General features: G+C 37.6%; 14 protein-coding genes. 6 read left to right on the plus strand and 8 right to left on the minus strand.

Annotated features, from left to right (window positions below; translation table 11 throughout):
- Positions 1-6: 6 nt before the first annotated feature.
- The 3 genes from rimO to HMPREF9699_RS04735 are packed head-to-tail and all read right to left on the minus strand — an operon-like array spanning position 7 to position 2,350.
- Entirely contained in the window at positions 7-1,308 is a 1,302-nt protein-coding gene (rimO, locus tag HMPREF9699_RS04725; RefSeq protein WP_002662846.1) for a 30S ribosomal protein S12 methylthiotransferase RimO, read from the minus strand.
- 54 nt (positions 1,309-1,362) lie between these two features.
- Positions 1,363-1,908, minus strand: coding sequence for a dTDP-4-dehydrorhamnose 3,5-epimerase (rfbC, locus tag HMPREF9699_RS04730; protein WP_002662847.1), 546 nt, complete (start codon positions 1,906-1,908; stop codon positions 1,363-1,365).
- Positions 1,909-1,912: 4 nt separating this feature from the next.
- Positions 1,913-2,350 carry an adenylyltransferase/cytidyltransferase family protein gene (locus HMPREF9699_RS04735; protein WP_002662848.1) on the minus strand — a complete coding sequence of 146 codons (438 nt, stop codon included), beginning with the start codon at positions 2,348-2,350 and terminating at the stop codon, positions 1,913-1,915.
- A 155-nt stretch (positions 2,351-2,505) separates the two neighbouring features.
- On the opposite strand from HMPREF9699_RS04735, the gene HMPREF9699_RS04740 reads away from it, so the two are divergent.
- From HMPREF9699_RS04740 to recG, 3 genes are all read left to right on the plus strand, one after another.
- Positions 2,506-3,354 carry a transketolase gene (locus tag HMPREF9699_RS04740; RefSeq protein WP_002662850.1) on the plus strand — a complete coding sequence of 283 codons (849 nt, stop codon included), beginning with the start codon at positions 2,506-2,508 and terminating at the stop codon, positions 3,352-3,354.
- Between the two features lie 71 nt (positions 3,355-3,425).
- Positions 3,426-4,373: a transketolase family protein gene (locus HMPREF9699_RS04745; protein ID WP_002662852.1), complete on the plus strand. Its 948-nt coding sequence runs from the start codon at positions 3,426-3,428 to the stop codon at positions 4,371-4,373.
- Positions 4,374-4,527: 154 nt separating this feature from the next.
- Positions 4,528-6,612, plus strand: coding sequence for an ATP-dependent DNA helicase RecG (gene recG, locus HMPREF9699_RS04750; protein WP_002662853.1), 2,085 nt, complete (start codon positions 4,528-4,530; stop codon positions 6,610-6,612).
- 23 nt (positions 6,613-6,635) lie between these two features.
- Here the strand turns inward: recG and HMPREF9699_RS04755 are convergent, their stop codons facing one another.
- Entirely contained in the window at positions 6,636-6,818 is a 183-nt protein-coding gene (locus tag HMPREF9699_RS04755) for a hypothetical protein (RefSeq protein WP_002662854.1), read from the minus strand.
- Positions 6,815-7,930 carry a GNAT family N-acetyltransferase gene (locus HMPREF9699_RS04760; protein WP_002662855.1) on the minus strand — a complete coding sequence of 372 codons (1,116 nt, stop codon included), beginning with the start codon at positions 7,928-7,930 and terminating at the stop codon, positions 6,815-6,817. Before HMPREF9699_RS04760 ends, HMPREF9699_RS04755 begins: the two co-directional genes overlap by 4 nt.
- A 97-nt stretch (positions 7,931-8,027) precedes the next feature.
- Here HMPREF9699_RS04760 and HMPREF9699_RS04765 point away from each other — a divergent pair, with 97 nt between their 5' ends.
- Positions 8,028-8,720, plus strand: a complete 693-nt coding sequence (locus tag HMPREF9699_RS04765) for a zinc metallopeptidase (protein WP_002662856.1) — start codon at positions 8,028-8,030, stop codon at positions 8,718-8,720.
- Between the two features lie 127 nt (positions 8,721-8,847).
- Entirely contained in the window at positions 8,848-9,729 is an 882-nt protein-coding gene (locus HMPREF9699_RS04770) for a GLPGLI family protein (protein ID WP_002662857.1), read from the plus strand.
- A 28-nt stretch (positions 9,730-9,757) separates the two neighbouring features.
- Here the strand turns inward: HMPREF9699_RS04770 and HMPREF9699_RS04775 are convergent, their stop codons facing one another.
- The 3 genes from HMPREF9699_RS04775 to HMPREF9699_RS04785 are packed head-to-tail and all read right to left on the minus strand — an operon-like array spanning position 9,758 to position 12,296.
- Positions 9,758-10,360, minus strand: a complete 603-nt coding sequence (locus HMPREF9699_RS04775; protein ID WP_002662860.1) for an IMPACT family protein — start codon at positions 10,358-10,360, stop codon at positions 9,758-9,760.
- The gene (gene murA, locus HMPREF9699_RS04780) at positions 10,357-11,664 is read right to left on the minus strand and encodes a UDP-N-acetylglucosamine 1-carboxyvinyltransferase (protein ID WP_002662861.1); all 1,308 of its coding nucleotides are present in this window, start codon (positions 11,662-11,664) and stop codon (positions 10,357-10,359) included. Before murA ends, HMPREF9699_RS04775 begins: the two co-directional genes overlap by 4 nt.
- Positions 11,664-12,296 (minus strand): DUF4290 domain-containing protein, encoded by a 633-nt coding sequence (locus HMPREF9699_RS04785; RefSeq protein WP_002687746.1) that lies wholly within the window; start codon positions 12,294-12,296, stop codon positions 11,664-11,666. Before HMPREF9699_RS04785 ends, murA begins: the two co-directional genes overlap by 1 nt.
- Before the next feature lie 196 nt (positions 12,297-12,492).
- On the opposite strand from HMPREF9699_RS04785, the gene HMPREF9699_RS04790 reads away from it, so the two are divergent.
- On the plus strand, positions 12,493-12,864 hold the full coding sequence (locus HMPREF9699_RS04790; protein ID WP_002662865.1) for an NADH-quinone oxidoreductase subunit A: 372 nt from the start codon (positions 12,493-12,495) through the stop codon (positions 12,862-12,864).
- The last annotated feature ends 14 nt before the right edge of the window (positions 12,865-12,878 follow it).

Genomic DNA, 12,878 nt, shown 5'->3' on the forward strand with positions numbered 1-12,878 from the left:
CTTATTTTAAACAGGTTCTCCGTACAAGTCAAATTCCTCTGCGGAAGTGATTTTGATGGTAGTAAATTCACCAAGAGGAATATAATGCGTAGTGGCATCTACCAAAACCGTATTGTCCACATCAGGGGAATCAAACTCTGTTCTTCCCACGAAATAATTTCCTTCTTTTCTATCAAAGATACATTTGTAAGTATTCCCTACGCGTTCTTGGTTTTTCTCCCAAGATATTTGAGACTGTAGTTCCATGATTTCTTCCACTCTTTTCTCCTTTACTTCTTGTGGTACATCATCTACCAACTGATAGGCAGTAGTATTTTCTTCGTGAGAGTAGGTGAAACAGCCCAATCTATCAAACCTTTGGGTACGGACAAATTCTTTCAGTTCTTGGAAAATTTCTTCCGTTTCCCCAGGATATCCTACAATGAGGGTAGTTCTTATGGCCATATCGGGCACCTTTTCGCGGAATTTGTCTAGAAGTCGTGTGGTTTTTTCATGGGTAGTACCTCTCTTCATGGAGGTAAGAATTTCCGTATTAATATGTTGTAACGGAATGTCTATATAGTTGCAAATTTTTGGTTCATCTCTCACTAAATCCAGCACTTCTTCTGGGAATCCTGAAGGAAATGCATAGTGCAGACGAATCCACTCTATTCCTTCTACTTTTACCAATTCTTTCAGTAAATGTGCTAATGCTCTTTTTTTGTACAAATCCAGCCCATAGTAAGTCAAATCTTGAGCGATGAGGATGAGTTCTTTAGTTCCTTTTCGGGCTAATTTTTCGGCTTCTTTTACTAAATTTTCTATGGGGGTAGAGATGTTTTTTCCTCTCATGAGCGGAATGGCACAGAAAGAGCAAGGTCTGTCACAGCCCTCAGAAATTTTCAGATAAGCATAGTGTTTTGGAGTAGTGGTAAGCCTTTCTCCTACCAGTTCGTGTTTATAGTCTGCTCCCAGATGTTTAAGTAAGATAGGCAAATCTCTCGTCCCGAAATATTGATCTACATCAGGAATTTCTTTGACTAAATCTGGCATGTACCTTTCTGATAAGCATCCTGTTACGAATACTTTTTCCACTTCTCCATTTTTCTTTGCTTCTACAAAATCCAAAATCGTATTGATAGACTCTTCTTTTGCATTATCAATGAATCCACAAGTGTTAATTACTACAATGTCTCCTTTTTCTTCATGAACTACTTCTTTGCCATTGGCTTGAAGTTGCCCCATAAGCACTTCCGAGTCATAAATATTTTTAGAACAACCTAGCGTTACGATGTTAATTTTCTTTTTTCCTATTGATTTTGTACGCATAATGGAGGGGGAAATGTTTTTATCGTTGAGTTTTGTAAGAGAGTTTGGGGAAAATTAAAAATCTTTTTCCTTGAATGTTTTTTGAATTTTATCTTTTTCTGAGAGGATGATTTTATCCAAAGGTAATTTCCAATCGATTGCTAAATCAGGATCATTCCAAAGGATACCTCCCTCAGAGGTTTTATTATAAAAATTATCGCATTTATAAGCGAAGATAGCCGTTTCACTGAGCACTGCAAATCCATGTGCGAAACCTCTTGGAATATAAAACTGAACTTTGTTTTCTCCTGTGAGTTCTACACCATACCACGCACCGAAACTCGGAGAATCAGGACGAAGATCTACAGCTACATCCCACACTTTTCCTTCTAAGCAAGAAACGAGTTTTGCCTGTGCGTGTTCTCCTTTTTGCAGATGGAGCCCTCTTAATACACCATACGAGGATTTAGAAATATTATCCTGAACAAAATGTCCATTCATTCCAGTAAGTTCATGGAATTTCTGTTCATTAAACTTTTCATAAAAATAACCTCTTTCATCTTCAAAAACAGTAGGATGAAGGATGAAGCAATCTTTTAATGGTGTATTTTCTATGGTCATATTGTTATTTGTTTAGTTTTTCCAATTCTTGTTCATACACCGCTTTTTTCAGCCCAGAACTTGAAAAACGGTGGTCTCTTTTATTATAGTAGATTTCTATTCCTTTTTCTTCACAATATTTTTTTCCTGTGAATTCTTTATCTCTATAGTCGTCTCCAATAATTCTCACATCGATGACAAAAGAACGAAGAATGTCTTCCAAATCTTGTTCGGTAACATAAGGGACTATTTCATCCACATCTCTACATGCTTTTAACTGGATATAGCGTTCTACGATGCTTTGGGTAGGTTTATTTTTATGAGCCCTTTCCATAGATGGATCTATTTGTAAACCCACGATTAAGTAATCACAAACTGTTTTAGCCTCTTCCAGCATCTTAATATGCCCTGCATGTAGTAAATCGAACGCAGAGAAGGTAATGCCTATTTTCTGTGTTTTCATGTTTTGTTAAAACATTTAGTAATAGCCTGCAAAAATACATAATTATTGTCAATTGTAATGCGTTAAAAAAATCAATTTTTTTATTGAAAATTTGTACAATGCTTTTCATTGATGGATAAAAAATCGTACCTTTGCGAGAACACTAATATTCAATAATGAGCACGAATACTGAAGCCCTAAAACAGCTTACTACACAAATCCGAAGAGATATTTTGAGAATGGTACATGCCGTAAATTCTGGACACCCTGGGGGAAGTCTAGGATGTGTAGAATATTTCACTGCACTTTATGGCAAAGTGATGAACTACAATTTGCCTTTTACGATGGAAGGTAAAAATGAAGATCTTTTCTTCCTTTCCAATGGGCATATTTCTCCTGTTTATTACAGTACTTTGGCAAGATTTAACTTTTTTCCAGTGGAGGAATTGGCCACTTTCAGAAAGCTGAATTCCAGACTTCAGGGGCACCCTACTACCCACGACCATTTACCAGGGGTAAGAATAGCTTCTGGTTCCTTAGGGCAAGGGCTATCCGTAGCGGTAGGAGCGGCTTTAGGTAAAAAATTAGATAGTGATAAAGGGTTGGTATTTTCCCTTCATGGGGATGGCGAGTTACAAGAAGGACAAATATGGGAGGCACTAATGTTTGCAGCTCACAATAAGGTAGATAATCTCATTGCTACAATTGATTTTAATAATAGACAAATTGACGGTGATGTGGAGCAAGTGCTTAGCCTTGGTAATCTTTCAGAAAAGCTCAAAGCATTCGGATGGGAAGTACTTGAGGAGAAAAATGGAAATGATTTAGAGGCGGTTATCACTATTTTGGAGAAAGCAAAATCAATGACAGGCAATGGAAAACCAATTGCCATCGTACTCCATACTGAGATGGGGAATGGTGTAGATTTTATGATGGGAACGCACGCTTGGCATGGTAAAGCACCAAATGATGACCAGCTGGCAAAAGCCCTAGAGCAAAATCCTGAAACAGTGGGGGATTATTAATAAGCCTTAGGCTATAAGTAGGAAGCTTTTGGTAACTATTATAATATCAAATTTTATATACTGAAAATATAATGAAATACACATATACAGAAAAAAAAGATACCCGTAGTGGTTTTGGTGCAGGGTTAGCCGTTTTGGCAGAAACGAATCCTAATGTAGTAGCCCTTTGTGCAGACCTTATTGGGTCATTAAAAATGGAGGACTTCATCGCAAAAGCCCCTGAAAGGTTTTACCAAGTGGGCATTGCGGAAGCGAATATGATTGGCATTGCTGCGGGACTTTCTATTAATGGAAAAATTCCGTTTACTGGAACTTTTGCTAATTTTTCTACTTCCAGAGTGTATGACCAAATCCGTCAATCGGTGGCATATTCTGAGAAAAATGTGAAAATATGTGCCTCTCACGCTGGACTTACCTTAGGCGAAGACGGGGCTACGCATCAGGTGTTAGAAGATATAGGGATGATGAAAATGCTCCCAGGAATGGTGGTGATTAACCCTTGTGATTATAACCAAACTAAGGCAGCTACCATAGCCATTGCAGATTATCAAGGACCTGTTTATTTAAGATTCGGAAGACCTGCTGTGCCTGTGTTTATTCCAGAGGATATGCCTTTTGAAATCGGGAAAGGAATTATGCTGCAAGAAGGCAAGGATGTTACCATTGTGGCAACGGGGCATTTGGTATGGGAATCATTAGTAGCAGCTGATGAATTGGAAAAAGAAGGAATCTCTTGTGAAGTGATTAATATTCATACCATTAAACCTTTGGATGAGGAAATTATTCTAAAATCTGTAGAGAAAACAGGAAGAATCGTTACCGCTGAAGAGCATAACTATCTGGGAGGTTTAGGAGAATCTGTAGCGGGGCTTTTGGCAAGAAAAAGACCTACACCACAGGAGTTTGTAGCAGTAAATGATAGCTTCGGAGAATCAGCAACACCTGCCGAGCTGATGAAAAAATACGGTATAGATGCCGAAGCGGTAAAAAAAGCTGTAAAAAGGGTATTGGCAAGGTAATATTCCATACTTAAAATAGAATCAGTAACCACTCATTTGGGGTGGTTATCTTTTTTTATTTATTTTTGTTTTTGCCACTAAAAAGATTGGTAAAGAAAAAACATTACACTGAAAGAGGTAACAAATAAAGTTTACAGTTGGATTTATAGAAGAGATGACCACCGATACTTCCATAGAGTTTATAAAAAATATTGGACCTGAAAGAGCAAAACTCATTCGGGAGGTATTGGGTATTAAAACAGTGGGCGACTTTCTAAACTTTTACCCTTACAGGTACATTGATAAATCTAAGGTATATACCATTGCAGAGTTGAAAGAAGATTTGCCAGAACTACAACTTAAAGGGAAAATCTACGAACTGAAAGAAGTAGGTGAAAAACGAAAAAAAAGACTCACAGCGAAATTTCGTGATGCAACTGGAACTATGGATTTGGTGTGGTTTCAGTATTCTAATTGGATGCTGGAGCAGTTGCCACTCAATAAAGAGATTTTCATTTTTGGAAAAGTGAATCGGTTTGGGAGTCAGTTTTCTATGTCTCATCCTGAAATAGAAATCAGTGAGAAAAAAGCACATTCTGATTATTTCCTCCCTATGTATTCTTCATCTGAAAAATTAACCAAAAGAGGAATCCATCAGCGTTTTTTTTTGCAAGTGATGAAAATGCTTGTTCAGCAATTGCCTACTTTGGTGGAGGAGAATTTGCCTAATTATTTACTGAATGCCTACCGCTTGGAGTCTAAGGAAAATGCATTGAGAAATATTCATTTTCCTACCAGCACAGAGGCAATAGATGCTGCAAATAGACGCTTGAAATTTGAAGAAGCCTTTTTCTTTCAGCTGGCGTATGCACTGAAGAAACAAAATCATCTTCGCACAGCTATTGGTAATCCTTTTCCTATTGTAGGGGATTATTTTCATGATTTTTACCAGAACCATTTGCCTTTTGAACTTACCTCGGCACAAAAAAGAGTACTGAAAGAAATCCGAAATGATATGAAAAGACCTATTCAGATGAATAGGCTTTTACAGGGCGATGTAGGCTCGGGAAAAACGATGGTGGCATTACTTTCTATGCTTTTAGCGATGGATAACGGTTTCCAAAGTTGTCTCATGGCACCTACGGAGATTCTTGCTCAGCAACATTTTATAGGAATTTCTGAGCTGTTAAAAAACACGGATATTGAGGTGAAGCTACTCACAGGCTCTACTCCTAAAAGGGAAAGAAAAAGCATTCATGAGGATTTATTATCGGGAAAACTTTCTATTCTCATCGGTACGCATGCCGTTTTGGAAGACATTGTTCAGTTTAAAAATTTAGGATTGGCTATTATTGATGAACAGCACCGCTTTGGAGTGGCACAACGCTCTAAACTTTGGAAAAAAAATCAAATTCCGCCTCATATTCTCATTATGACGGCTACACCTATCCCAAGAACTTTGGCAATGAGCTTTTATAGTGATTTGGATGTATCTGTAATAGATGAATTGCCTACAGGTAGAAAACCCATTATCACGGCACATAGAAAGGAAGAAGATAAGATGAGTGTTTTTCTTTTTTGTAAGGAGGAATTGAGAAAGGGCAGACAAATTTATTTCGTTTATCCACTCATTGAAGAAAGTGAAGTGCTGGATTATAAAAATCTTACAGAGGCTTTTGATATTATAGCGGATTATTATGGTAGAGAGAAGGTAACGATGCTTCATGGGAAAATGTCCCCCGCCGAAAAAGATAAGGCAATGCAAAAATTTGCGAATGGAGAATACCGAATCATGGTGGCTACTACGGTGATAGAAGTAGGGGTAAATGTACCGAATGCTTCGGTGATGGTGATAGAAAGTGCCGAGAGGTTTGGACTTTCACAGCTTCATCAGCTCAGAGGTAGAGTAGGGCGAGGAGCTGAGCAGAGTTATTGTATTCTAATGACAAAAGATACACTTTCTTATGAAAGCCGAAAGAGAATTAAAACCATGGTGGAGACCAATGATGGCTTTAAAATTTCCGAGGTAGATATGGAACTTCGTGGTCCTGGAGATATCTTGGGGACGCAACAGAGTGGTGTAGTGGACTTTAAAAAATTAGATTTGGTGGTAGATGGAGCCGTGATTAAGGCGGCGAAAGATGCGGTGGAAAAGATTTTAGAGAAAGACCCTTTCTTAGAACATCCTGATAATAAGGTAATCAAACGCTATTACCAGCAGTATCTCCAGCAAAAAAATACTTGGGCAAGAATTTCGTAGTTTGATTTTGATGTATTTCTTTTTTATTTCACTTTCTTTATTTTTTTTAGTAAAACCCAAGCCATAATGGCAATGTATAGAAATAGGATACTGGAAAAAATAATATTCAGTATCTCGTTGAGTACCTCGTCTTTTACTTGGAAAAAAGCATTATATACGATGAAGAGCGTAACTAAAATACCGTAAATGATTAGATGTTTTTTCATGGAAGTGTGGCTTTAAAGGTTTTTCTTCTTTTGTGTAATCTCGGCTGATAGTCTTGCCAAAGTGCCTGAATACTTTTGTTGTCTGCCAATTCAGGATTGGTTTCAATGTGTTGGATGCCCATTTTTTTATATTTCTCAAACATTTCATAAAAAATAATGGAGGTAACCCCTCTTCTTTGGTAATCTGGGTGAATACCGATGAGGTAAAAATTGGCAGTATCGTTTTTTCTTGTCGCTTGGAGCAGATGCCACCACCCGAAAGGGAAAAGTTTGCCATTGGCTTTTTGGAGAGCCTCTCCATAGGCAGGCATGGTAACGGCAAAAGCGATGAGTTCATTATTTTCATCGGCGATGCAGGTGAGGTATTTAGGGTTTAATAATTTGCCATATTTTTGGATATAAAAATCTTTTTGAGCCTGTGTCAGTGGAGTGAATGTAGCTAAGGACTTATAAGTGTCTTCCAGAAGCTGAAACATTGCAGGAACATATTTTTGAAGTTCTTTTTGGTTTTTAAACTCAATGGGTTTTAGTTTGTATTTTTCTTGTATGAGTCGGTTGAATTTTTCTACCTTGGGCGAAAGGCTTTCAGGAACATCCAGTGTATATTCTACCCATTCTTTCTCCTGATGGAAACCGTTTGCTAATACCATTTTCTCATAGTAAGGGGCATTGTAAAGTCCTATGGGAGTTGCTTTTTCTTGAAATCCAAAAGTGAGCATTCCTGCTTGGTCTAAATTGCTAAAGCCTAATGGCCCTTCTATACTTTTAGCTCCTTTTTTTTGGGCGAAATTTTTAGCAAAATCTAGTAATGCTTTGGCTATAGCTTCATCTTCTATGGTATCAAACCATCCGAATCTCGCTTCTTCTGGGGTTTCTGTACGAATGAGTATCGCTATTCTTCCTACAGCTTTATTGTTTTTATAAGCAATGGCAAGGCGGTAATGTGCGTTTTTCAGTGAGGGATTTTTCTCAGGATTCCAAAAAGCTTTTTCGTCGGATAGAATGGGAGGGACGAAATGAGCGTTTTGGGCATAGAGCTTCATAGCAAACCGAATGAAGATGTTCAGTTCTTTCGTGCTGTTTACTTCTTTTATAATAATTTCCTGATGCATTTCCTGTTGATTTCCTGCAAATATAATGTAATGTTGTCAATTTTGTCCACTTTTTTTCTTGGCATAATTTTTTCATCTCAAGGAAAAAAATATATTTATGACTTATTATATTATTGTTGGGGCTATTTTCTTGATTAGCATGTTTGTTCAGAGCAAATTAAAATCAAAGTTTGAACACTATTCTAAGGTAAGACTTCAGAATGGCATGTCTGGTAAAGAAATTGCCGAAAAGATGCTTAGAGATAATGGCATCCATGATGTACAAGTAATTTCCACTCCAGGGATGCTTACAGACCATTATAATCCATTGAATAAAACCATTAACCTTTCAGAAGGGGTATATATGCAGAGAAATGCGGCTGCAGCGGCAGTGGCAGCACACGAAACAGGACACGCAGTACAGCATGCAGTAGGCTATTCTATGCTACAGTTTAGGTCAAAAATGGTGCCTGCGGTAAGCATTGCTTCTCGGCTTTCTCAGTTTGTACTCTTTGCGGGGGTAATACTGATGGCAATGAGCAATATTAAAATTGTTTTAGCGATAGGCGTAGCGTTATTTGCTGTTACTACGCTTTTTGCGTTTATTACTCTTCCTGTGGAATACGATGCCAGTAATAGAGCATTGGCTTGGCTAAAATCTTCTGGTTCTTTGGCCAATCAAGAGGAGTATAAGGGAGCAGAAGATAGTCTTAAATGGGCTGCGAGAACTTATGTGGTGGCAGCATTGGGTTCTTTGGCACAGCTGATTTACTTTGCTATGATGCTTTTTGGTGGTAGGAATGATGATTAAGAAATTATAGGATTTCCAATATTATAGAGCTGTTCACTAAAGGACAGCTTTTTTGGGCTTTTATGAAATTGGATAAAAATGTAGATAGAAAATTTTTATATATTTACGGGAAATTAAATAGCCATACATGAAAAAAAACATTTTTGTTTTATTCTTACTCTTGGGATTTGTATCTCGTCTTCATTCTCAAGATTATTCCAATGATAAGCTTTTAGGAAAATTTAGTTATTTACTGACGAATAAACCCACTAAATTAAAACCTGATTTTATTTATAATGAAATTTTTTCATTGCAAATTACAGAAGATAGGTCATTTTTCATCAGTGAAATCCTATTAGAAAGAGATTCTCTGATTGAAAATATTTATGATAAAGAGATAAGGAGTGATTTTGAAAAATTTAAAAATTCAGGGAAGCCTTTGATGATTGATATGAGAAATAAATATCTTCCAAAGACGGATTCAAATTTTTTGATTATTCAAGAAAATGGAAAAATTAATTACTATTCTTCTGTTTTTATGACTAAGTATAAATATGTTCAGGAGGGAATTACCCATTGGAAGCTGCTCGATGAAACCAAGGAAATTCATTCTTTTTTATGTAAAAAAGCCGAAGTAGAGTACAGAGGGAGAAAATGGACGGCTTGGTATGCTCCTGAAATTCCTTTTCCTTATGGACCGTATAAATTTGGTGGCTTGCCAGGATTGATAGTAAAAATTACAGATGCTACAGGAGATTATGATTTTGAGCTGATTAAATCTACACCCAATAAGGCATTGACAGATAAAAAGGTGGCAATAAGGAAGAGGCATTACCAAAAAGCTACTCTGACCACGCAGAAAGAAATGAGGAGACTTAGAGAAGAGTTTGAGGATAATAGGATACAGATGCTGGAAAGTATGGGAACCACTATTACCAATAAAGCTGAGGCAATGCAACAGATGAGAGAAAGAGATAAACAAAGAAAAGAGAATAGAAAATTTGCTAATCCTTTGGAGCTTACAGATTAGATTTTTGTACATCTATAGTTTAGCTACTTTATTCCTCGAACTGAAATGAAACGGTATATATCTCGGACAGTTGGTTCGAGATATTTTCTTTTTGTGCCAAAGGGATACGAGCGGTAATATGGCATTTTTCTGAAGTAGAAAAATCAATATTTTTGGCATGATGTTTATTCAGTAGCGTAAAAATCTGGTTTTGAATCTCAAATGGAAAAGTGATGGCGATACTTTCATAGAGTTCCTCTTGGGTAATATCCGCCATTGTAAGCGTTTCCTTAGCTGTTTCTTTATAGGTTTTCACTAGGCCAGAGACGCCTAATTTGGTTCCACCATAATACCGTACCACGATGACCAAAACATTGGTAACTTCATGTGCCAGAAGTTGGTTGTAGATAGGAAGTCCAGCACTACCATTAGGTTCTCCATCGTCATTGGCTCTGTAAATATTTCCCGTTAATCCTATCCTATAAGCGTAGCAGTGGTGCGTAGCTTTAGGATGAAGATTTCTTATTTCCTGCAGACGAAGATTTGCCTCCGATTCTGAACTTACCGGAAAAGCAAAACCGATGAATTTTGATCCTTTTTCCTTGATCAAAACATCAATAACGGGCTTAGAAATGGTAGTTATGGAAGTCATATTCTTTCAATATCCGCTCCTAAAGCTCTTAATCTACCATCGATATTTTCATATCCACGATCAATTTGTTCAATGTTATGGATGATGGATTTTCCTTCCGCAGAGAGGGCAGCGATGAGTAGTGCATTCCCTGCACGAATGTCTGGAGAGGTCATTACCGTACCTCGGAGTGGAGATTCATGGTTGAGTCCCACCACGGTAGCTCTGTGAGGGTCGCAAAGGATGATTTGTGCCCCCATGTCTATCAGTTTGTCCACAAAGAACAATCGGCTTTCAAACATTTTTTGGTGAATGAGTACAGTGCCTTTCGCTTGGGTAGCAACCACTAGGACTATGGATAGCAGGTCTGGTGTAAACCCTGGCCATGGTGCATCTGAAACGGTAAGTATAGAGCCGTCTATAAATTTTTGTATGCGGTAATGGTCTTGAGAAGGGATGTATATATCATCGCCCATTTGCTCCAGCTGAATACCCAATTTTCTGAATACATCAGGAATAACTCCGAGTTGATTCCAATTAACATTTTTAATGGTAATCTCAGATTTTGTCATGGCAGCGAGCCCTATCCATGAGCCTATCTCTATCATATCAGGGAGTAGCGTATGTTCTGTACCATGAAGATGTGTAACTCCCTCTATGGTGAGGAGATTAGAGCCGATACCTGAAATATTTGCCCCCATTCTATTGAGCATCTTGCACAGTTGCTGAAGATAAGGTTCGCAGGCGGCATTATAAATTCTAGTTTTCCCTTTTGCTAGTACGGCAGCCATGATGATATTGGCTGTTCCTGTAACGGAAGCTTCTTCTAAGAGAATGAATTTTCCTTTAAGTTCTTTAGCTTTTAGGGTATAGAAATGGTGTATTTCGTCATAATGGAACTCTGCTCCCAGTTCTACAAAGCCTTGGAAGTGGGTGTCTAATCTTCTTCTGCCTATCTTGTCTCCACCAGGGGTGGGCATATAGGCCTCCCCGAATCTTGCAAGCATCGGTCCGAGGAGCATCACGGAACCTCTCAGCTTGGCTCCATCTTTTTTAAACTCATTGGACTTAATATATTCAAAATGAATATTATCTGCCTTAAAAGTATAATCACCATGTCCGTTTTTGGTAATTCGTACGCCCAAGTCTCCCAAAATTTCTATCAGTCTATTGACATCATGAATATCAGGGATATTTTTTATCCTTACTTCGTCATCTGTAAGTAATACTGCACACAGAATTTGGAGTGCTTCATTTTTTGCTCCTTGTGGCGTGATTTCGCCTTGTAATCTTTTACCACCTCTTATTTGGAAAGCTCCGCTCATTACTTTTTGTTTTTATGATGATAAAACTTCTTTTTGTTATTGCCTTGATTCCTATGGTTATGAGCTCTATTTCTATTATTAGAATGGTAGATTTTAGATTTTTCTAGAGTGTCAATTCCTGTGAGGTCTAGTCGGTTTTCAGAAAGTTCTTTTAGATGTCTAAAGATTACATCATCGGTAACATGTTCCTTATTATAGATGTTATAAGACTTCTTCATATTGTTGGCAATCACTTCTATGAGTGCCATTTTTTCTTCGCCTTCCTCTCGTTGAATGGCCATTTCTATCAGCTGGAGTATGCTTTTCCCATAGAATTTATAGTCGCCTTGCAAGGCAGGATATTCCATTCTTTTGGGCTTTGCTTGGAGTTCCTCCTTAGACTGGAGTGGGAAAGGAGCATCTACATCCAGTTGGAAATTAGATAGAATATTAAGGTGTTCCCAAAGTTTATGTTTATAGTTTTCTTCGTCTCTGAGCTGTGGATTCCTTTGTCCCATAAAATCCACGATAGCTGTGGCCATTTCGTTTCTTTCTTCTTTGGAAGGGAGGGATTTACAGTGTTCTACGAGTTGCTGAATGATGCGTCCATACTCAGGCATATAAAGCGGTGTTCTATCTGTGTTGTATTCCATATATGCAAATATAGGAAAAGAATTTATGCGGGGATACATCTTAAAGAATAGGATGAGTTTAAAATGTCAAAAAACACATTGTTTAGAATGAGTATAAATTAACAAAAACACTATAACATAGTTGCTATAATGGGGGAATCATTCTGTTAGTTTGTTTTTAATTTTTTAAATTTGCAGATTGAGTAAATAAATACATATGAATATCCCGAACGATTATCTACCGATACTTATCCAATCTGCTGTAGCTATTGGATTTGTGGCGGTTTCTTTAGCGGGGACGCATTTTTTGGGTCCGAAACAAAAGAAGGAAGCAGAGCTGAAAAATGAAAGTTTTGAATGTGGTGTTCCAGTAGAGGGGAATGCAAGAACCCCTTTTTCGGTGAAATATTTTCTCACTGCAATTCTTTTTGTTTTGTTTGATATAGAAATCGTTTTTTTCTATCCTTATGCTGTGAACATTCGTGAATTTGGTGTTCAAGGATTCATTGCAGTAAGTGTATTTGTAGCCATCTTTGCACTGGCATTCATCTATGTGTGGAAAAGAGGAGCATTAGATTGGGATAAATAATAATAAAGACAACA

It is taken from the genome of Bergeyella zoohelcum ATCC 43767 (genome assembly GCF_000301075.1).
Classification (GTDB): Bacteria; Bacteroidota; Bacteroidia; order Flavobacteriales; family Weeksellaceae; genus Bergeyella; species Bergeyella zoohelcum.

Excerpts from the sequence above, each read along its gene's own strand:
- HMPREF9699_RS04760 (WP_002662855.1), bottom strand. The coding sequence starts at position 7,930 with ATGCATCAGGAAATTATTATAAAAGAAGTAAACAGCACGAAAGAACTG.
- HMPREF9699_RS04735 (WP_002662848.1), bottom strand. The coding sequence starts at position 2,350 with ATGAAAACACAGAAAATAGGCATTACCTTCTCTGCGTTCGATTTACTA.
- recG (WP_002662853.1), top strand. The coding sequence starts at position 4,528 with ATGACCACCGATACTTCCATAGAGTTTATAAAAAATATTGGACCTGAA.
- HMPREF9699_RS04775 (WP_002662860.1), bottom strand. The coding sequence starts at position 10,360 with ATGACTTCCATAACTACCATTTCTAAGCCCGTTATTGATGTTTTGATC.
- rfbC (WP_002662847.1), bottom strand. The coding sequence starts at position 1,908 with ATGACCATAGAAAATACACCATTAAAAGATTGCTTCATCCTTCATCCT.
- HMPREF9699_RS04765 (WP_002662856.1), top strand. The coding sequence starts at position 8,028 with ATGACTTATTATATTATTGTTGGGGCTATTTTCTTGATTAGCATGTTT.
- HMPREF9699_RS04740 (WP_002662850.1), top strand. The coding sequence starts at position 2,506 with ATGAGCACGAATACTGAAGCCCTAAAACAGCTTACTACACAAATCCGA.
- HMPREF9699_RS04770 (WP_002662857.1), top strand. The coding sequence starts at position 8,848 with ATGAAAAAAAACATTTTTGTTTTATTCTTACTCTTGGGATTTGTATCT.
- HMPREF9699_RS04755 (WP_002662854.1), bottom strand. The coding sequence starts at position 6,818 with ATGAAAAAACATCTAATCATTTACGGTATTTTAGTTACGCTCTTCATC.
- rimO (WP_002662846.1), bottom strand. The coding sequence starts at position 1,308 with ATGCGTACAAAATCAATAGGAAAAAAGAAAATTAACATCGTAACGCTA.
- HMPREF9699_RS04790 (WP_002662865.1), top strand. The coding sequence starts at position 12,493 with ATGAATATCCCGAACGATTATCTACCGATACTTATCCAATCTGCTGTA.
- murA (WP_002662861.1), bottom strand. The coding sequence starts at position 11,664 with ATGAGCGGAGCTTTCCAAATAAGAGGTGGTAAAAGATTACAAGGCGAA.
- HMPREF9699_RS04785 (WP_002687746.1), bottom strand. The coding sequence starts at position 12,296 with ATGGAATACAACACAGATAGAACACCGCTTTATATGCCTGAGTATGGA.
- HMPREF9699_RS04745 (WP_002662852.1), top strand. The coding sequence starts at position 3,426 with ATGAAATACACATATACAGAAAAAAAAGATACCCGTAGTGGTTTTGGT.